The sequence below is a fragment of the Natronorubrum daqingense genome, assembly GCF_001971705.1.
Taxonomy (GTDB): Archaea; Halobacteriota; Halobacteria; order Halobacteriales; family Natrialbaceae; genus Natronorubrum; species Natronorubrum daqingense.
Genome location: NZ_CP019327.1, coordinates 2,650,750 through 2,668,976, shown reverse-complemented (window position 1 = coordinate 2,668,976; position 18,227 = coordinate 2,650,750). Strand labels below are relative to the sequence as shown.

Annotated in this window: 16 protein-coding genes, 3 tRNA genes and 3 rRNA genes; 12 read left to right on the top strand and 10 right to left on the bottom strand. The window is 59.8% G+C overall.

The genetic code is table 11. The features are described 5' to 3' along the window. The first annotated feature begins 157 nt into the window (after positions 1-157). The 5 genes from BB347_RS13000 (at position 158) to BB347_RS12980 (ending at position 5,486) form a co-directional block, all read left to right on the top strand. Positions 158-1,631: ribosomal RNA gene (locus tag BB347_RS13000) — 16S ribosomal RNA — on the top strand. Between the two features lie 152 nt (positions 1,632-1,783). After that, positions 1,784-1,855 (top strand) — tRNA-Ala (locus BB347_RS12995). 229 nt (positions 1,856-2,084) lie between these two features. Beyond that, positions 2,085-5,004 (top strand): 23S ribosomal RNA (locus BB347_RS12990). A 124-nt stretch (positions 5,005-5,128) separates the two neighbouring features. Continuing rightward, positions 5,129-5,250, top strand: a 5S ribosomal RNA gene (gene rrf / locus BB347_RS12985). The 16S, 23S and 5S rRNA genes sit together here with 2 tRNA genes alongside, the layout of an rRNA operon. A 160-nt stretch (positions 5,251-5,410) precedes the next feature. Then, positions 5,411-5,486, top strand: a tRNA-Cys gene (locus BB347_RS12980). 553 nt (positions 5,487-6,039) lie between these two features. On the opposite strand, the gene BB347_RS12975 is transcribed toward BB347_RS12980, so the two are convergent. The 3 genes from BB347_RS12975 to BB347_RS19365 all read right to left on the bottom strand — a co-directional run bounded on the left by BB347_RS12975 (position 6,040) and on the right by BB347_RS19365 (position 7,124). Next, positions 6,040-6,113 (bottom strand) — tRNA-Lys (locus BB347_RS12975). Positions 6,114-6,230: 117 nt separating this feature from the next. Next, positions 6,231-6,926 carry a DUF7119 family protein gene (locus BB347_RS12970; RefSeq protein WP_076584444.1) on the bottom strand — a complete coding sequence of 232 codons (696 nt, stop codon included), beginning with the start codon at positions 6,924-6,926 and terminating at the stop codon, positions 6,231-6,233. Between the two features lie 51 nt (positions 6,927-6,977). Continuing rightward, positions 6,978-7,124 carry a hypothetical protein gene (locus BB347_RS19365; RefSeq protein WP_168170954.1) on the bottom strand — a complete coding sequence of 49 codons (147 nt, stop codon included), beginning with the start codon at positions 7,122-7,124 and terminating at the stop codon, positions 6,978-6,980. 523 nt (positions 7,125-7,647) lie between these two features. Between BB347_RS19365 and BB347_RS12965 the strand changes: the two genes are divergently transcribed. The 3 genes from BB347_RS12965 (at position 7,648) to rimI (ending at position 9,119) form a co-directional block, all read left to right on the top strand. Then, positions 7,648-7,956, top strand: coding sequence for a DUF6360 family protein (locus BB347_RS12965; RefSeq protein ID WP_076584443.1), 309 nt, complete (start codon positions 7,648-7,650; stop codon positions 7,954-7,956). A 73-nt stretch (positions 7,957-8,029) separates the two neighbouring features. Then, positions 8,030-8,524, top strand: coding sequence for a DUF892 family protein (locus BB347_RS12960; protein WP_076584441.1), 495 nt, complete (start codon positions 8,030-8,032; stop codon positions 8,522-8,524). A gap of 103 nt (positions 8,525-8,627) precedes the next feature. Then, positions 8,628-9,119 carry a ribosomal protein S18-alanine N-acetyltransferase gene (gene rimI, locus BB347_RS12955; RefSeq protein ID WP_076584440.1) on the top strand — a complete coding sequence of 164 codons (492 nt, stop codon included), beginning with the start codon at positions 8,628-8,630 and terminating at the stop codon, positions 9,117-9,119. On the opposite strand, the gene BB347_RS12950 is transcribed toward rimI, so the two are convergent. Then, entirely contained in the window at positions 9,111-9,785 is a 675-nt protein-coding gene (locus BB347_RS12950) for an IS6 family transposase (protein ID WP_077202633.1), read from the bottom strand. The genes rimI and BB347_RS12950 overlap by 9 nt on opposite strands. A gap of 47 nt (positions 9,786-9,832) precedes the next feature. Next, positions 9,833-10,531 carry a histidine kinase dimerization/phospho-acceptor domain-containing protein gene (locus BB347_RS12945; RefSeq protein ID WP_076583886.1) on the bottom strand — a complete coding sequence of 233 codons (699 nt, stop codon included), beginning with the start codon at positions 10,529-10,531 and terminating at the stop codon, positions 9,833-9,835. 240 nt (positions 10,532-10,771) lie between these two features. Between BB347_RS12945 and BB347_RS12940 the strand changes: the two genes are divergently transcribed. Continuing rightward, positions 10,772-11,509, top strand: coding sequence for a creatininase family protein (locus BB347_RS12940; RefSeq protein ID WP_076583908.1), 738 nt, complete (start codon positions 10,772-10,774; stop codon positions 11,507-11,509). 119 nt (positions 11,510-11,628) lie between these two features. Here the strand turns inward: BB347_RS12940 and BB347_RS12935 are convergent, their stop codons facing one another. Further along, positions 11,629-12,051, bottom strand: a complete 423-nt coding sequence (locus BB347_RS12935; RefSeq protein ID WP_076583884.1) for a DUF5790 family protein — start codon at positions 12,049-12,051, stop codon at positions 11,629-11,631. 159 nt (positions 12,052-12,210) lie between these two features. Beyond that, entirely contained in the window at positions 12,211-12,576 is a 366-nt protein-coding gene (locus BB347_RS12930) for a dihydroneopterin aldolase family protein (RefSeq protein ID WP_076583906.1), read from the bottom strand. Between the two features lie 98 nt (positions 12,577-12,674). Here BB347_RS12930 and azf point away from each other — a divergent pair, with 98 nt between their 5' ends. Together azf and BB347_RS12920 are read left to right on the top strand one after the other, a co-directional pair. Next, on the top strand, positions 12,675-13,421 hold the full coding sequence (azf, locus tag BB347_RS12925; protein WP_076583882.1) for an NAD-dependent glucose-6-phosphate dehydrogenase Azf: 747 nt from the start codon (positions 12,675-12,677) through the stop codon (positions 13,419-13,421). Positions 13,422-13,520: 99 nt separating this feature from the next. After that, positions 13,521-14,492, top strand: coding sequence for an aldo/keto reductase (locus BB347_RS12920; protein WP_076583881.1), 972 nt, complete (start codon positions 13,521-13,523; stop codon positions 14,490-14,492). A gap of 50 nt (positions 14,493-14,542) precedes the next feature. Here the strand turns inward: BB347_RS12920 and BB347_RS12915 are convergent, their stop codons facing one another. The 3 genes from BB347_RS12915 to BB347_RS12905 all read right to left on the bottom strand — a co-directional run bounded on the left by BB347_RS12915 (position 14,543) and on the right by BB347_RS12905 (position 17,430). Then, entirely contained in the window at positions 14,543-15,157 is a 615-nt protein-coding gene (locus BB347_RS12915) for a DUF309 domain-containing protein (protein WP_076583880.1), read from the bottom strand. A 347-nt stretch (positions 15,158-15,504) separates the two neighbouring features. Beyond that, positions 15,505-16,587 carry an aminopeptidase gene (locus tag BB347_RS12910; RefSeq protein ID WP_076583879.1) on the bottom strand — a complete coding sequence of 361 codons (1,083 nt, stop codon included), beginning with the start codon at positions 16,585-16,587 and terminating at the stop codon, positions 15,505-15,507. Positions 16,588-16,692: 105 nt separating this feature from the next. Beyond that, positions 16,693-17,430, bottom strand: a complete 738-nt coding sequence (locus BB347_RS12905; RefSeq protein ID WP_076583877.1) for a queuosine precursor transporter — start codon at positions 17,428-17,430, stop codon at positions 16,693-16,695. Between the two features lie 366 nt (positions 17,431-17,796). On the opposite strand from BB347_RS12905, the gene BB347_RS12900 reads away from it, so the two are divergent. Further along, positions 17,797-17,991, top strand: coding sequence for a cold-shock protein (locus BB347_RS12900; protein WP_006182670.1), 195 nt, complete (start codon positions 17,797-17,799; stop codon positions 17,989-17,991). Positions 17,992-18,227 lie beyond the last annotated feature (236 nt).

Below are 18,227 nucleotides of genomic sequence, written 5' to 3'. Positions count from 1 at the left end.
GGATTTGATGTTAGCCTTGGTAGTTCGGTGTCGCTTGATCGGTCGACGATCTGGGGGACATCGAACGTGGACCCATGTGTGAGTGTGTATCTTGGATACGACATTCACCGCCAAATTTAGCCCTCCCAGCCCATTGGGGCTGGGAGTTAGATATAGCATTCCGGTTGATCCTGCCGGAGGTCATTGCTATTGGAGTCCGATTTAGCCATGCTAGTTGCACGAGTTCAGACTCGTAGCAGATAGCTCAGTAACACGTGGCCAAACTACCCTATGGATCCGAATAACCTCGGGAAACTGAGGCTAATGCGGAATACCGCTCGCTGCCTGGAAGTGGCGCGAGCGCGAAACGTTCAGGCGCCATAGGATGTGGCTGCGGCCGATTAGGTAGACGGTGGGGTAACGGCCCACCGTGCCGATAATCGGTACGGGTTGTGAGAGCAAGAGCCCGGAGACGGTATCTGAGACAAGATACCGGGCCCTACGGGGCGCAGCAGGCGCGAAACCTTTACACTGCACGCGAGTGCGATAAGGGGACTCCGAGTGCGAGGGCATATAGTCCTCGCTTTTCACCACCGTAAGGTGGTGGTGGAATAAGTGCTGGGCAAGACCGGTGCCAGCCGCCGCGGTAATACCGGCAGCACGAGTGATGACCGCTATTATTGGGCCTAAAGCGTCCGTAGCTGGCCGCACAAGTCTATCGGGAAATCTGCGTGCTTAACGCGCAGGCGTCCGGTGGAAACTGTGTGGCTTGGGACCGGAAGATCCAGAGGGTACGTCTGGGGTAGGAGTGAAATCCCGTAATCCTGGACGGACCGCCGGTGGCGAAAGCGCTCTGGAAGGACGGATCCGACGGTGAGGGACGAAAGCTCGGGTCACGAACCGGATTAGATACCCGGGTAGTCCGAGCTGTAAACGATGTCTGCTAGGTGTGACACTGGCTACGAGCCAGTGTTGTGCCGTAGGGAAGCCGTGAAGCAGACCGCCTGGGAAGTACGTCCGCAAGGATGAAACTTAAAGGAATTGGCGGGGGAGCACTACAACCGGAGGAGCCTGCGGTTTAATTGGACTCAACGCCGGACATCTCACCAGCATCGACAACGTGCCGTGAAGGTCAGTGTGATGAGCTTACTGGAGCCGTTGAGAGGAGGTGCATGGCCGCCGTCAGCTCGTACCGTGAGGCGTCCTGTTAAGTCAGGCAACGAGCGAGACCCGCACTCCTAATTGCCAGCAACACCCTTGTGGTGGTTGGGTACATTAGGAGGACTGCCAGTGCCAAACTGGAGGAAGGAACGGGCAACGGTAGGTCAGTATGCCCCGAATGTGCTGGGCGACACGCGGGCTACAATGGCCACGACAGTGGGATGCAACCCCGAAAGGGGGCGCTAATCTCCGAAACGTGGTCGTAGTTCGGATTGAGGGCTGAAACTCGCCCTCATGAAGCTGGATTCGGTAGTAATCGCGCCTCAGAAGGGCGCGGTGAATACGTCCCTGCTCCTTGCACACACCGCCCGTCAAAGCACCCGAGTGAGGTCCGGATGAGGCCCCTGTACGGGGGTCGAATCTGGGCTTCGCAAGGGGGCTTAAGTCGTAACAAGGTAGCCGTAGGGGAATCTGCGGCTGGATCACCTCCACAGACCGGGACTGGGGCGTTGCCCCAGCCCAGAAGTCGTGACGGTTATCCGTCACGCAGTTCACGTTCGATCGCCCACCGTTAGGCCGATCGAGCACCTCAGAACTACCAAGGCTAACAGTCATCTCGTGTCCACCATCGAGTGGTGGACGTGGGCCCATAGCTCAGTGGTAGAGTGCCTCCTTTGCAAGGAGGATGCCCAGGGTTCGAATCCCTGTGGGTCCATGACTCGGAGTCAATCACGGATCGTGTCTCTTAAGTGGGAGACGGCCCGAGGATTGAATCCGAAGCAGAACCGATGCACCAGCCCGCGCAAGTGTGGCTGGGAAGGGTCAATGCAGGCCGGCCGTCTACCGGCGTGCAGATGAGACCGTGTGTACGTGTAGTCCAGGCGTCCACTGGACCCGTTCCCGGGTCACTTAACGATTACATCTTTGATGTAATCCCGATCCGATGAACGTGGCTACTGTGCCAGCTGGTGGATCGCTCGGCTTGAGAGCTGAAGACGGACGTGCCAAGCTGCGATAAGCCTGAGGGACCCGCACGGAGGGAAAGAACTCAGGATTTCCGAATGGGAATCCCCACCGCAATTGCTTCGCGCAATGGGGAACGCCGAGAACTGAAACATCTCAGTATCGGCAGGAAAAGAAAACGTAATGTGATGTCGTTAGTACTGGCGAAGGAACGCGATGTAGTCCAAACCGAAGCCTTCGGGCAATGTGGTGTTCGGACTGACGATCACTTTCAGAAGATCTGCAGGAAGTCTCTTGGAATAGAGCACGAGACAGGGTGACAGTCCCGTAGTGTAGATTAGTATGAGACGAGTCAGCTCCAGAGTATCGGGGGTTGGATATCCCTCGTGAATATCCCAGGCATCGACTGGGAAGACTAAACACTCCTCAAGACCGATAGCGAACAAGTAGTGTGAACGAACGCTGAAAAGTACCCCCAGAAGGGAGGTGCAATAGGGCGTGAAATCAGTTGGCGATAGAGCGACGGGGCACACAAGGTCCTGTGAGTAATGAATCAGGTGCGAACCTGTAGTAAGCATCACGGGAAGCCGGTGTTCCGTCGTACGTTTTGAAAAACGAACCAGAGAGTGTGCCTGATTGACGAGTCTAACCCGGGTATCGGGGAAGGCGTAGGGAAACCGACATGGCCGCAGTGCTTTGCACAAGGGCCGCCGTGTTCAAGCGCGGGGAGTCAATCGGGCACGACCCGAAACCGGACGATCTAGGCATGGGCAAGGTGAAGCGTGGCGAAAGCCACGTGGAGGCCTGTTAGCGTTGGTGTCCTACAATACCCTCGCGTGACCTATGTCTAGGGGTGAAAGGCCCATCGAGTCCGGAAACAGCTGGTTCCAACCGAAACATGTCGAAGCATGACCTCTGCCGAGATAGTTCGTGGGGTAGAGCAACGGATTGGGGGATCGCACTCCGAGAGGAGTGTGCCCCCCTGTCCAACTCCGAACCTACGAACGTCGTTTGACGCAGGGAGTCCGGTGCGCGGGGTAAGCCTGTGTACCGTGAGGGAGACAACCCAGAGCTGGGTTAAGGTCCCCAAGTGTGGACTAAGTGCGATCGAAGGTGGTCTCAAGCCCTAGACAGCCGGGAGGTGAGCTTAGAAGCAGCTACCCTCTAAGAAAAGCGTAACAGCTTACCGGCCGAGGTTTGAGGCGCCCAAAATGATCGGGGCTCAAGTCCACCACCGAGACCTAGCGGCACTCTTGACGGAGTGATCCTGTAGGTTGGCGTACTGTTCGGGCGGAAGCACGGCCGAGAGGTCGTGTGGACCGTGCAGTAACGAAAATTCTGGTCATAGTAGCAGCGTGAGTCGGGTGAGATCCTCGACGGCCAAACGAGTAAGGGTTCCTCAGCAATGCTGATCAGCTGAGGGTTAGCCGGTCCTAAGTCAGCCCGTAAGTCGAAGCTGACAACAGGGAAGTAGGTTAATATTCCTACGCCAGTGTGCACTCAAAGCCGACGCTTTGGGGCCGCCTCTACCGGGTTTTCGCCCGGTCGAACAGTCGAAGATCGTGGAAGCCGTAATGGCAGGAAGCGATCGAATGGCTGGATAGCGAAAGAGAGGTCAACCTAGAGCCCGTGAAAAGGTAAGCACACAGTCCGTACCGAGATCCGACACAGGTACTCGTGGCAGCGAAAGCCAAGGTCTGTCGGGAATAACCGACGTTAGGGAATTCGGCAAGTTAGTCCCGTACGTTCGCAATAAGGGATGCCTGCCTCGGAAAGAGGCAGGTCGCAGTGACTCGGGCGCTCCGACTGTCTAGTAACAACATAGGTGACCGCAAATCCGCAAGGACTCGTACGGTCACTGAATCCTGCCCAGTGCGGGTATCTGAACACCCCTTACAAGGGGACGAAGGACCCGTTAACGGCGGGGGTAACTATGACCCTCTTAAGGTAGCGTAGTACCTTGCCGCTTCAGTAGCGGCTTGCATGAATGGATCAACGAGAGCGCCACTGTCCCAACGTTGGGCCCGGTGAACTGTACGTTCCAGTGCGGAGTCTGGAGACCCCCAAGGGGAAGCGAAGACCCTATAGAGCTTTACTGCAGGCTGTCACTGAGACGTGGTCGCCATTGTGCAGCATAGGTAGGAGGCGTTACACAGGTAGCCGCGCTAGCGGCTCACCGAGCCAGCATTGAAATACTACCCGATGGTGACTGCGACTCTCACTCCTGGCGGAGGACACTGGTAGCCGGGCAGTTTGACTGGGGCGGTACGCGCTTGAAAAGATATCGAGCGCGCCCCAAGATTTCCTCACCCGCGTCGGAGACGCGGGAAAGAGCGCAAGAGCATACGGAAGTCTGACAGTGTCCGGCACAACGACGGACGCTGACGCGAAAGCGTGGTCTAGCGAACCAATTAGGCTGCTTGATGCGGCCAATTGCTGACAGAAAAGCTACCTTAGGGATAACAGAGTCGTCACCCGCAAGAGCACATATCGACCGGGTGGCTTGCTACCTCGATGTCGGTTCCCTCCATCCTGCCTGTGCAGAAGCAGGCAAGGGTGAGGTTGTTCGCCTATTAAAGGAGGTCGTGAGCTGGGTTTAGACCGTCGTGAGACAGGTCGGCTGCTATCTATTGGGGGTGTTACGGTATCTGACGGGAACGTTCGTATAGTACGAGAGGAACTACGAATGGGTGCCACTCGTGTACCAGCTGTCCGAGAGGGCACGTGCTGGGCAGCGACGCACCACGGGGTAAGAGCTGAACGCATCTAAGCTCGAAACCCACCTGGAAAAGAGATACCACTGAGATCACTCGTAGAAGACGAGTTCGATAGACTCGGGGTGTACGCGCCAAGGCAACGAGGCGTTGAGCCCGCGAGCACTAATCGATCGAGCCACACAGTCATACATTATCGCATTGGATCCGTGACGCGGTGAACGGGTCCGGACGCAAACTGGACTACACATACACACGGTCGGAGACCACCGATTACGGTTTAGCGACGGTTCGAGTCCGTCGATCGGCGTTACGGCGGCCAGAGCGACGAGGTGCCTCCCGTACCCATCCCGAACACGGAAGATAAGCTCGTCTGCGTATCGGCACGTACTGGAGTGCGCGAGCCTCTGGGATCCCCGATTCGCCGCCTTCACTCATACTCTTTCAATCCCTCACGGGATTGAACTCATAACAAGCCCACAGAGCAACAGCAATCGCTCTGTGGGTTTTTTGCGTATAGCCAATACAGTTAGATAGCAACGGCTGTACTGTACCGCTATGCTTAAACGAACGGGGTGATAAGACGAGATTGCGCCAAGGTGGCAGAGTCCGGCCGAACGCAGCGGCCTGCAGAGCCGCCCACCGCCGGTTCAAATCCGGCCCTTGGCTTGAGTTCTCGTAATTTTATCGTGACATTGGCCCGTGATCCGACTTTGCAGTCGTTAACCTTGCTTACAGCGCAATTGAAGCGTCGGTGGAACCTCTTGGTAGCTAGCCTGGAACTGCATTATGGAGCCGATCCGCGGAATACCGTACACTAACTCGTGTGGTGCCAGTTCGTAGAATTCGCTAGTATCAATCTAACTGTCGTAAATTATACCGAGACGTTCTTGCTCGGTCCGTCGTGCAGGCTTCGATCCGTCTCCTTCAAATTATACCAAGCCCGTTACCCGTCGCTCGAGTGATTGCTCGAGTAAAAGCGGGCCGGGCGCGATTGTGAACTACGCCCAGAAATGCTCGCTTCGCTGTGCCTTTCTGGTCTACTTCAAATCGCGCCGGTTCCGTTACCTGTCGCTCGCGAATTTGCTCGCGACAGGAAAGCGGGCCGGGCGCGATTGTGAACTACGCCCAGAAATGCTCGCTTCGCTGTGCCTTTCTGGTCTACTTCAAATCGCGCCGGTTCCGTTACCTGTCGCTCGCGAATTTGCTCGCGACAGGAAAGCGGGCCGGGCGCGATTTGAACACGCGACCGTCTGGTTAAAAGCCAGACGCTCTGCCAGACTGAGCTACCGGCCCTTCGTATGCTACTTCCGTCGAGTAATGGTTAAACGTTTCTTTCTTCGTCAGTCAGTGGCTGCTGGTACGAGAAAGAAGCGTCATCGACTTGTAATCTGGTGACCGCTTCGTCACCACTTACTCGAAGTACTGCTCGAGTGCGTCGGTGACGATCGCTCCGGGATTGGTTCCGTCGATCGAGGCGCGGCGGCGGAGATCGCGATAGGTTGTCGGAGAGAGTGTTATTTCGAGTTGTCCCAGTGTGACGTTGTGGTCGGCGAGGGCGTGTTCGATAGGGGTGCCGTCGTTGACGGCGCTTGCGACCGCGCGGACGTCGCGGACGGTGAGGTTCCCATCGAGTGTGGCCCACGCGAGGAGGTGTCTCGCTTCGCCACCGACGCGGGCGATGTGTTTTGCAGCAGTGGGTGCAATTCCGCCGAGTGCGACCTGCTTGCGGACTGCTCGAGGAAGGTCGTGAACGCGGGCCCATTTTCGGATGAAGGAGATCGTGGCTTCGCCGTCGGTACGTTCGGCTGCTGCTTTGTACGATCCTTCACCGCGGACGAGAGCGGCACATGCGGCGGCGCCGCGGAGCATGTAGAGGTGGTCGTCGTTCGTCGAGCCACTCGCAAATTCGCGGACGGTTTCGGCGGCATCGGCGAGGCTGTCTGGATTATCTGGGTCAAATTGGACGGCGTCACGGGCTCGTGTACCGGTGACTGATTCGTCTCCACGAATAACTGGCTCACCGACGGGTGATTCACGATCCGTTGGAACTGAGCGCCTTCGATCGCGCCTGGTTCGTGAGCGGTCGCCGGCCCGATTGTCAGTCATAACCTTGCTAGCCCTCTCAACGTAATAAATGGCGATGCTGCCGTTGGGGACTCACTCATTGCGCTTTTCGGCGAGGTGTTCCCAGATCTCTGTGCAACCGGCACCCTCTTCGATGTCGTCGAGATGCGCGTCGTCACGGTTAGTTGAGTCTTCCTCAGAGTCGAGTGGCTCGGGGTTGCAGTTGCCCGCATCAGTCATGGCTACTCTTTCGAACAGGATCGGCATAAGTACCGCTTCGCCCGCAAGCGATACCCGTACTCGGCTCTATCGGTTAGTTCTGCCGCTATCTTTGACGTAAAAATCTGGAGTTTTCAGCGGCGTGTTATCTTGTGAGGTGAGAGGGGGAGGTGTGAACGACGTAGACGTCACCTGTGGTTGGTCACATTCACTCTCGAGAGGTGGTCGTGTGTCGGTTGGGGTATCAGCAGGTGCGTGCGGTCGTGACTGTCGCAGCTGTGTCTCGATTGGTCTGTTCAGTTGTTGAACTCCAGTAGGATGTTCGATCGGGCACGGTGTAGGGGCAAAAACAACCGGAACATGGGGCAGTACTCCGGTCGAGTTTGTAGCCCGGTTGGACTGACCGTTCGAAGTAGCGCAGTAGAGACGGACTCGAGGGTCACCGAATGGGTCCGAGGTGACCGGGACGAGGCGTCGCCCGACATCGAATGGACGATGGTGCCTGGTCGCGGCTGCTAAGTATTCGGACGATGGTTGATAGGGTATGTCCGATCGACTGATTTCGGTCACTGCACACACGACGCTCGAGTACGTCGAAGCGACGGCGACGGGCCGGGATTTCGAGTGGGAGTCGGTCGCGGTCGTAAACGCGACGACCGATGCGGACGAGCCGACGACCGTCCGGTTGCAGTTCGAACTCGACAATCTCGCCGAAGAACATCTGCCGAAGCATCTGATCGAGTGTGAACTGACGTCCGATCAAGCGCGGACGCTGGCGGCGGATCTCGAGGCGTACGCGGATCGAGTCGAGAGTACAGTAACTGGCGGTGACGACGGTGGAGACGAGCCGTAGGCGGCCCTCGTGACCTGCCGTCGCAGGCTCGTGACTTTTTCGCGCGAGTGGCGAACGATCGGCTGATCCCGCTATGAGCATGGACACGATTCAGGACCTGTTCGAACACGGTCTCGAGGACATCTATCACGCCGAGCATCAGCTGATGGACACGCTCGAGGACCTCGAGTCGAACACCGAACGCGAGGAGATTTCACAGGCGTTCGCCGAACATCGCGAGGAGACTGAAACCCAGATCGAACGCTTAGAGGAAGTCTTCGACCTGTTCGGCGAGCCCCCCGAGAAAGAAGAGTGTGAAGGAATCGAGGGGCTCATTCAGGAGTACGAGGAGTTTGCGGCCGAGTCGCCCTCCCAGGAGGTCCTCGACTACCACAATATGGCGGCTGCGGAAAAGACGGAACACTACGAAATTGCGGCCTACGGCAACCTGATTCCACTCGCAGATCAACTCGGGCTAGACGAAGGTGCGGACCTGCTCGAGGAGAATCTTCGGGAAGAACAAGACGCACTCGAAGAACTCAAGCGGCTGACGGAGCAATTCGACACCGACGCGATTCCGGCGCAGTGAGGTGGTAGGGCGTGCTGGCGCCGTTGCGTGGATTGCCGTCTCGTCGGCCGACATCGCGTTGGCCAGCGCTACTTCTTTGAGCGCGCCGGGAGTACGTCCACCCGTGACACGGCCGGCTTCCTGGGTGAACGCGGACGAAGGCTTCTCCATTCGACCCGCCGAGCGTGCGGATTTACTCGCGATCGCTCGTATCGAGAACGAATCGTTCGCCCAGCCGTGGCCCTACGACGCGTTCGAACGGTTTTTGGGCTCTCCCGGATTTCTCGTAGCGCTCGAGGGTGGGGCCGTCGCCGGCTACATCGTTGCTGACCTCACCGACGGGTTCGGCCGCCAACTCGGCCACGTAAAGGATATCGCCGTCCACCCCGACAATCGGAAGACGGGTGTCGGGTCGGCACTACTCTCTCGAGCGCTCGCGGTCCTTGCCGCGCGGGGAGCCGATTCGGTCAAACTCGAGGTACGACGGTCGAACGAGCGGGCAAAACGCCTGTACCGACAGTTCGGTTTCGAGGCGTTGCGAACGGTGCCCGAGTACTATCGGGACGGAGAGGATGCGATCGTGATGATTCACAAACTCGGGCACTGTCTAGTTTAGCACCTCCGCTGGCGTCTGTCCGTTGAGTGATTGATGTGGTCGTTGTGTGTTGTAGTAGTGTACAAACTGTTCAAGCCATTCTCTGACGCTCGCCCGACTGCCCACCCACGAGTTATGGAAGCGGTCAACTCTCATCTTCAAGGTGTGAAACCACTTTTCGATCAGGTTTCGATCAACGTAGTCGAGCTGACCGCTCAATCCTAATCGAGAGAGGGCAGTCAGATATCCATAGCCATCAGCGAGAAACACGGTATTGGATAGATCGTGTTTCTCGGTCAACCGATGCAGAAACGCAGCAGCTGGATCGGTGCCTCGACGTCCGAACACTGCGACATCGAGAATTAGTTTTGAGTCCAAGTCTATTGCAGCGTATACCCAAGACCAGTCTCCGTTAATCCTGACAGCGGTTTCATCAATGGCGACCCGCGACGGCTTCGCCGTCGGCGGGTCTGGAACGCTGTCAGCCAGCCGATGTACCCAGTTCCAGATCGCTTGATGAGAGCGTTCCACACCGATCAAGCGAAGAATTGCTTGTGTCTCTCGAAGAGAACAACCGGTCGCGTGGAGACGGACTGCGAACACCCTGACGGGCGTCGCCGTCCGCTCACGCTCCCAACATTCATCAAATTCCGCCGCGTAGCTCTCGCTGAGCAGGTCTACGAGCATTGTTCCAAACTAACTCTACGACCTGCTCACTTCTCAAACTGGCCTAACTAGACACTGCCCGACGAGTCGATAGTCAGCGACGCCTCGACGGTCGCCGTCTGCGCCCACGATTCCCGCGCAACGTCTGCGACGGTAACCCGAGAGACATCGTTGAGGCTCTGTGTTCGGGCGAACTCGAGGATCGACTCGATCATATCAGCGATCCGATCTGCGCTTTCCTGGATCGCTTCGACCGCGTCGGAATCAGCCTCAGCAGTCTCGAGTTTGGCAGCGTATCCCTGAATCACTCCGAGCGGGTTTCGAATGTCGTGAGAGAGCACCGTGACGATGGTTTTCAGTTGTTCGATCTGCGTATCCCGCTGGAGTTCGGCTTGTTTTCGAGCCGTGATATCGACGTGTGCGAGGAGTGCGTACCGTTCGCCGTCGTGCGTAAGCGACGTCGCTTCGAGGTGGAACCAGCGGTACTCGTCGGGAGAGTGACACGGGTACTCGAGTTGGAAGTGCGTCCGCGTTCCGGCCAGCAATGCCTCGATACCGTCTGCCACCAGCGTCGCCGTCGAGTCGTCGGCCCGGCGACAAACGCGAAGATAGTTCTCACCGACCCAGCAGGTATCGTGGGTGTTCCCGTTGGCGTCGCCGAATTCGACCCACGTTTCGTTCGCGTACACGATGGTACCTGCTGTATCCACCAGGGCGATTTCGAAGGGCAATGCATCGAAGCCAGCGCGAAAGAGACCAGCGTTCACGGCGGAGTCACTCCGACGCTAGAACGGACAGCGGAAAGTACTTGATGGCCGGAATTCGTTCCGTTCAGCAGGCTACGACGTGATTTTTCGGTTCTGGTGTTCGAAAACGTACGGTGATCGGAAGAGTGTCGCACTGGCCGACGAGTGAACTTCGTCAGGCCACCGTGGGGACAGAGAGGAGAGCGGACCGAGAACCCGGTCACCGAGAGTTTCATGCCGCTCCCGTGGGAGTACACCAACATGGACTTACGCGACGCGACGTGGACCGACGTTCGCGACTTCGGGACGGACATCGCGGTCGTCCCCGTCGGGAGTACGGAACAACACGGCCCCCACGCCCCCCTCGGAACTGACGTGATCACCGCGGAGGCCGTCACCGACGCTGGCCTCGAGAAAACAGATCTCGCGGTCGTCCGTGCGCCGGCGATTCCAATCGGAATCGCCGAGGAACACCGCCAGTTCCCCGGGACGATGTGGGTGTCCGAAGACACGTTCCGAGACTACGTCCGCGAATCGATCGAGAGCCTCGCTCACCACGGTCTCGAGCGAGTCGTGGTGGTCAACGGCCACGGTGGCAACGTCGACGCGCTGCGAGCGGTCGGCGGCCGACTCACCCGAAGCGGCGACGCGTACGCCGTCCCGTTCACCTGGTTCGAGGCCGTCGGCGAGCACTCGAGCGATATGGGCCACGGCGGGCCCCTCGAGACGGCACTCCTTCGCCACTGCGCACCCGATCTGGTTCGCGAGGACCGACTCGAGGAGGCCCAAGACGGCCGCGCCGACGGTTGGGGCGAGTGGCAGAGTCACGCGAATCTGGCCTACGATGCGGCGGAGTTTACGGAAAACGGCGTCGTCGGTGATCCGGAAGCGGGCGAGGAGGCACGCGGCGAGGAACTGCTCGAACTGGCCGCAGCGTCGCTCGCGGACCTCCTCGAGGCGGTCGCCGACCGCGACGTCTCGCGGCCGGAGCGACGATAGGACGCGGGACACGACGGGCGACGGAGACGGAAACAGAGAGACGAACGGCTCAGGAACTGCAACCGGCGTTCGCGAGACGTTCGGACGGGCGTCGGTGTCGACGACCGCGAATCGGTTCGTTACTCCTCGTCTGCGTCGGCATCGTCGACGGATCCAGCATCCTCGAGCGTGCCACGGAGGGCTGGAATCGTCGAGGTGAGGTCGCCGACTTGCTCGCCCGCGTCGGCGATGTCCCCGATGGCTTCCTCGAGCGTCTCGATTTCCGCCTCGAGGTCGTCGGCGTCCTCGAAGGCGTCCGCTCGCTGGCCCATCGTGAACCACTTTTTGGCGTCGCGAAGGTGGTCCTCGGCGTCACCGACGTCGAGTGCGGTTTTGAGGCCGTTGAGTACGCCCAACACGTTGTCCGCGTCGGTTTCCCAGATCTCGTCCGCCGCCGGAAGGGCGTCCCAGGCGTCCTCGAGCGATGACTCCACGTCTTCGCGCATCTCGTTGGCCGCTTCACCGAACAGTTCCTCGTCGTCGCCGAGCGTCGCTTGACTCATGTCGGTGTCTACACGACGACCGAGGTTAAAAGGTAGCCCGAAAGTGAAAGTGAAACCTGCCTGGAGAGAGACGATATCGCGGAAATAGCAGCGAGATTTCGAAAGGGTAGTCAATCGGTTCGTCTCGCGTCTGCTGTGGGATTCGAAAGTGGCGATGGCCTACGTTCGACCCCGAACAGAATCGATGCGCATCAACGGATAGCCGTCTTCCATCTCCATTCGCGTCAGGACCTCACAGCCCTCGTAGTCGACGACGATTTCCACCTCGAGAAACCGACCCGTCAACTCGGTGTAGTCGGCCGCCGACTCGGCGAGTGCGGCCTCGAGTTCGTCGGTTCGAACGGAGACGGTGACGCGGTCGCAGTGGGGCTGGTTTTCGATCGAGTCTTCCATCGCCGTGGCGAGACTGGGTGCGCTCTCGAGTGAAATCGGCGTGCCGGCGAACTGGTGGTAGAGCGTTCCGAACTTGATACCCGCCTCGAAACAGGCGGCTTCGGCGTCGGTGGGACTCGTCTCGGTCGACATACGTGCGTCCTCGCGGGCGTCAGGGAAGGGCATTCCGATCGGTTCCATCGACGCGGAACCGCATGGTACTTATCGCCCGTCTCCCTCACACCGAACGAATGGCACAGTCGGTCCTGCTTACTGGGGCTGCGGGGCGGGTCGGAGAGGCCATCCTCGAGGGCCTCGCGGACGAACACGAGTGGCGGTTGTTAGATCGTGACCCGCCGACGGAAGACCATCCCGGCGAGTTCGTCGTCGCGGACATCACCGAGGACGAGACCGTCCGCGAGGCGATGGACGGTATCGACGTCGTGCTCCACCTCGCGGGCGACCCTCGTAAGACCGCACCCTGGGAGAGCGTCCTGACGAACAACATCGACGGCACGCAAACCGTCTTCGAGGCGGCCATCGACGCCGGCGTCGAGAAGGTCGCCTTCGCCTCCTCGAATCATGCCGTCGGCCACTACGAGACCGACGAGCGGACGCCCGACCTGTACCGGACGCACGACGACTACCTGCTCGACGGAACGGAACTTCCCCGACCCGGGAACCTCTACGGCGTCTCGAAGGTTGCCGGAGAATCCCTCGGTCGGTACTACCACGACGAGTACGGTCTCTCGGTCGTCAACGTCCGCATCGGCAACCTCACGGAGGGTCACCCGCCGATCGACTACGAGCGCGGACAGGCGATGTGGCTCTCTTATCGCGACTGTGCACACCTCTTCGATCGCTGTATTCGGGCCGACTACGACTACGAAATTGTCTACGGCATCTCCGACAACGACCGGAAGTACTACTCACTCGAGCGAGCGAAGGACGTCCTCGGCTACGAACCACGGGACAATTCGGCGCGTCACGACGACTGAGACGAAGCGCCACGAGCGAGAGACTACCCTGACGGCCGAAGCCGGCAACCGGTCACCTCGAGGCGTGGCGTTTTGTCCTCGGACGTGACAACGACACGTATGGAGTACACGACGCTCGGGTCGACCGGCATGTCCGTTAGTCGGATCGGCCTCGGCTGCATGAGTTTCGGGACCGGTCGAGACTGGATGCTCGACCGCGAGGAGAGTCGGGAACTCATCGAACGGGCAATCGACCTCGGGATCAACTTCTTCGACACGGCGAACGTCTACTCGTCGGGCGACTCCGAGCGTATTCTGGGTGACGTGCTCGCAGACTACGACCGGGACGCACAGGTCGTCGCGACGAAGGCGTACGCCGAGATGGACCCCGCGAATCCCAACTCGAGTGGCCTCTCGCGAAAGGCCATCGAGCAGGAACTCGAGGCGAGTCTGGACCGACTCGGGATGGACACGATCGATCTCTACCAGACCCACCGCTGGGACGACGAGACGCCCATCGAGGAAACCCTTCGAGCGCTCGACGACGCGGTCCGTCGGGGGAAGGTGCGGTACGTTGGCACCTCCTCGATGTGGGCCCACCAGTTCGCCGAGGCACTCCACGCGAGCGACTCGCTGGGCCTCGAGCGATTCGCGACGATGCAAAACCACTACAACGTCTTCTACCGCGAGGAAGAACGCGAGATGCTTCCCCTCTGTCGAACGGAGGACGTCGGCGTCATTCCGTGGTCACCGCTGGCTCGTGGCGTCGGGACCCGTCCGCTCGAGGACCTCGAGTCGACGACCCGGGGGCAGACCGACGAGTACCTCGAACAGATTCCGTACCTGGACGGGGGCGGCGAGGAGATCAACGAGCGAATTCAGGAACTCGCCGCCCAGAAGGGCGTCACGATGGCCCAGATCTCACTCGCCTGGTTGCTCCACAAAGAATGGGTCGACGCCCCCATCGTCGGCACGACCAGCATCGACCACCTCGAGGAGGCCGTCGAAGCCCTCGAAATCGACCTGACGGCATCGGATATGAGCTATCTCGAGGAGCCCTACGAGCCGTTACCGATCGCCGGCCACGAGTGAGGACGCTTCGACCGCCAGGGTCGCGGTGATCGCCTGTTCGAACCGAACGGTCAGAACAGCCCTTCGACGTCCGATTCTCGAGCCTCGCGCCGGTCGACGTGCTCCGTCAGTCGCTGGAAGATGATTCCCCGATGCTCGTCCTCGCGAACGAAATCGAACAGGAGCGTGACGAATCGGCTTCCGTCGTCGCCCGCCTCGAGATCCCGTCTGGCGTACGACCTCGCTCGTTCGATCGGCTCCTCCTCGAATCCCAGTTCGTCCGCGAGGACGGTCGCCGCGATGGCCGTCGGCTCGAATCCGAGCGATGATCGGGTCGGAACGTCGCCTTCGTGAACCAGTCGAATCGGTGGCCGACGTTCGATCAGTTCGGGGTCGGACTCGAGGGCGACGAGAAACGCGCGCACGGACTCGAGTTCGATATCGCGATACTCCGCGGGCAATCCCGAGAGGTACGCTCGAGCGCTGGCCGCCAGCCCGATGGCCCCTTCCCAGTTGCGTTCGCGTGCGTGGTAGACGGCGGCGGTGAACTGGATCAGCCCGTGAAGCAGGCGCTCGTCGTCGGTTCCGGACTCGAGGTCGAGCCAGTAGTCCTCCCAGGCGTCGTGAGCGGCGTGATAGAACCCCGCGTTGTAGATCGCGGCCCCGGCTCGGAGGTGATCGCGCATAGGAAGCGTAGCCACTCGAGACTGGTGAGTATATCGGATGGATCGGCTGCGGAGAGACAGTGTTGGCCGGATACGGATCGCCTCCGGCAGGGCGAGTCGGGAGTTTGGAAGGGAATACACCGATCGTCGCGTGTGACGATCGATACGTGGGACGAGCAGCGAGTCCCCGACCGGTTACTGGCCGCCACCGGTTATGGCGGTATACGAACTGTGGCGAGACCGACCTATTATTATGCAGTCTCTGCCAGGACACGAGAGGCGAGAAGGCACCGCTTAACAGCGTAATTAGCGCTGTGAACGCCTCCGATAGATTGGGTGCGTCGCTCGCTCGAGTGGAGACAACAGCGTTACTCCCACCGGAACTGTCCGTCTTCCTGAACGACTTCGCCGTCGACCTCGAGTCTGGACTCCTCGCTCACGTCGGCGATTAGATCGACGTGGACGGCGGAGTCGTTGCCCGTCTCCCCGTCGGGAAGGTTCGCGTCGTAGGCCCGCCCGAGCGCGAGGTGGACCGTCTCGCCCATCTTCTCGTCGAAGAGGATGTTGTCCGTATAGCGATCGATGCCTCGATTCATGCCGATGCCGAGTTCGCCGAGTCTGCGTGCGCCCTCGTCCGTCTCGAGAATCTCGCCGATCACGAACTCGCCCTGTTCGGCGTCGTAGTCGACGACCTCGCCGTCTGCGAACTCGAATCGGACGTTGCGGACCGACTCGCCGCGAAGCGTCATCGGCACGTCGAACGTCACCTCGCCCTCGGTGGCGTACGGCGCGGTGAACACCTCGCCGCTGGGGAGGTTGTGCGAATCGTAGGCGACCGACGCCGCGCTGTTGACCGCCGTTCGGCCCCCGATCTGCATGGTGAGATCGGTGTCCTCCGAGACGATCCGAACCTCGCTGCCGTCGTCGAGAATCGACTTCATCCGCCCCATCTCCTCGGCCAGCGACTCCCAATCTCTGAGGATGGCGTCGTACGCGAAGTCTCGGTACTCCTCGAAGGCCATCCCCGCTTGCTGGGCGAGCGAGCGCGTCGGGTGGACGGTCGACACCCAGCGCGTCCCGAGTCGGCTCTCGCGGATCTCGGTTCTGGCACTTCGGTAGGCTTGTCGCGTCTCCCCGGGAACGTCAGCCGTCGCGCTGGTGTTTCGCCCGCCGCCGAGCGAGAGGTAGACGTCGGCGTTCTCGACCAACGCGAGTTCGTGGGCCGGATCCGCCTCGAACTCGCCGTCGTGCGCCCGCAGGTACGCGCGCGTAATCTCTCCCGAACTGTACGTCGCGAGCAGATTCGCACCTCGCTCGCCGAGTTGCTCGGCGACTGCGACCGCGAGTTCGTGTGCATCGGGGCCGACGGAGAGAACGACGTCGTCCCCCGCTTCGACCCGCGCGCTCCACTCGACCAGTACCTCGGCGTGTTCGCGTACGCGTTCGTCCATACCAGACACTTACGAGCGGGCCACTAAACGCTCCCCGTTCGCGGCCGCCGTCTCCAAGACGAGTCGAGAGAGATCGATCGACCCCGAGTCAGCAACGCCGCCGGGTCAACTCGGCGAGGGTTCGTCGGCGGCCCCTCGATTACGAGCGCGAACGAACGCGACCACGGCGTAGACGATCGGTGTATCGACGACGGCAATCGCGAGTTTCAGGAGGTACTGACCGACCATCAAGGCGAGCACTTCGCTTGCTCCCAGGCTCGGGCCGACGCCGAGCAGGGCCGGCGAGAGCGAGAACGCGATCGCGACGAAGATGACCGTGTCGATCGCCTGGCTGCTCGCCGTCGACGCGATGTTTCGAAGCCAGAGCTTCTCTCGACCCGTGTGGTCCCGGATTCGATGGAAGACGATTACGTCCCAGTTCTGGCTGACGACGTACGCAAAGAGGCTGCCGAGGACGATGTTCGTCGACGCGCCGAGGACGGCCTCGAACATCTCCGGGTCGATGCTCGAGACGTCCGCTGGGGCCGCAATCGTCGACCAGATGAGGAGAAGAACGACGAAGTTCATCGCGAAGGCGACGTTGACGACGACCTGTGCGGCCCGACGACCGTAGAGTTCCGCGTAGCAGTCACTGGCCAAGAACGTCAACGCGTACGCGAGCGCTGCGCCGGGCAGGACCAACTCTGCACCGGTAATCGGGAGTGAAAAGGGCATGGGAAACGCGAGTACTTTCGAGGCCGTCACCTGCGCCGTCACCAACGCCGTCACGAAGAGCCCGATCAACGCGACCTGCGCAATCGAGGGCGCTGGGGGCGTCTGCGAGTGCGAATCCGACTGGGTCATGCACACGGCGTATCCATCGGAGCTACCTAAACGGTTCGAGATGCCCTCGAGAAGTCGCGAATCAGCAATCGCATCGGGGTTGTTGGCAGTTCGTTCACAGGACAGCGAGAAACGAGTGCAAGCAGAATTGGTGGTTTCAGCGTCCGCATCTACCACCCCTTGTACGGCCACACCGCACCACGAGCGACGCTACGGGGCAATTGTCGTGTCTAAGGGATATTCTATCAGTCCCAATATAGTTCCAGGTTCTCCAAACTACAGAACATTCTCCAATTATCCGCAGTTTTCAGCATTCGTTTGTCTGTTCTTCGAGAGGACGAGCACAACACAACTGTTATACGTGTCCCGGGGTTTGTTTTGGATGCAATGGCGAAAGGAAACGTTGATTTCTTCAACGACACAGGCGGCTACGGTTTCATTGAGACGGACGACGCAGACGACGACGTTTTCTTCCACATGGAAGACGTTGGCGGTCCGGACCTCGAAGAAGGTACAGAGATCGAATTCGACATCGAACAGGCCCCAAAAGGCCCCCGCGCCACCAACGTCACCCGCCTGTAACACGGCTAATCACGTTCGGTAACGGGTTTCACAGTTTACCAACCATTCTTCGGACAGTGTACGTGCATACTGGCGAGTAACGCAGCCGACCCGATACTCAGAGACGGCGTTCGACTTACTCGCACAGGTAACTTGACGTCGCAACCCCACACGAACACTCGACACTCACCGCTAACACCTATCCCCGAGTCAGAGAGTCGTCCTCGAGTGTCATTCACACTCGTTGTCGTCCGCAT

Coding starts and splice junctions, on each gene's coding strand:
- BB347_RS12960 (WP_076584441.1), top strand. CDS start 8,030: ATGAGCATGGACACGATTCAGGACCTGTTCGAACACGGTCTCGAGGAC.
- BB347_RS12965 (WP_076584443.1), top strand. CDS start 7,648: ATGTCCGATCGACTGATTTCGGTCACTGCACACACGACGCTCGAGTAC.
- BB347_RS12900 (WP_006182670.1), top strand. CDS start 17,797: ATGGCGAAAGGAAACGTTGATTTCTTCAACGACACAGGCGGCTACGGT.
- BB347_RS12950 (WP_077202633.1), bottom strand. CDS start 9,785: ATGCTCGTAGACCTGCTCAGCGAGAGCTACGCGGCGGAATTTGATGAA.
- BB347_RS12935 (WP_076583884.1), bottom strand. CDS start 12,051: ATGAGTCAAGCGACGCTCGGCGACGACGAGGAACTGTTCGGTGAAGCG.
- BB347_RS12940 (WP_076583908.1), top strand. CDS start 10,772: ATGGACTTACGCGACGCGACGTGGACCGACGTTCGCGACTTCGGGACG.
- BB347_RS12915 (WP_076583880.1), bottom strand. CDS start 15,157: ATGCGCGATCACCTCCGAGCCGGGGCCGCGATCTACAACGCGGGGTTC.
- BB347_RS12905 (WP_076583877.1), bottom strand. CDS start 17,430: ATGACCCAGTCGGATTCGCACTCGCAGACGCCCCCAGCGCCCTCGATT.
- BB347_RS12920 (WP_076583881.1), top strand. CDS start 13,521: ATGGAGTACACGACGCTCGGGTCGACCGGCATGTCCGTTAGTCGGATC.
- BB347_RS12910 (WP_076583879.1), bottom strand. CDS start 16,587: ATGGACGAACGCGTACGCGAACACGCCGAGGTACTGGTCGAGTGGAGC.
- BB347_RS12930 (WP_076583906.1), bottom strand. CDS start 12,576: ATGTCGACCGAGACGAGTCCCACCGACGCCGAAGCCGCCTGTTTCGAG.
- BB347_RS19365 (WP_168170954.1), bottom strand. CDS start 7,124: ATGACTGATGCGGGCAACTGCAACCCCGAGCCACTCGACTCTGAGGAA.
- BB347_RS12970 (WP_076584444.1), bottom strand. CDS start 6,926: ATGACTGACAATCGGGCCGGCGACCGCTCACGAACCAGGCGCGATCGA.
- azf (WP_076583882.1), top strand. CDS start 12,675: ATGGCACAGTCGGTCCTGCTTACTGGGGCTGCGGGGCGGGTCGGAGAG.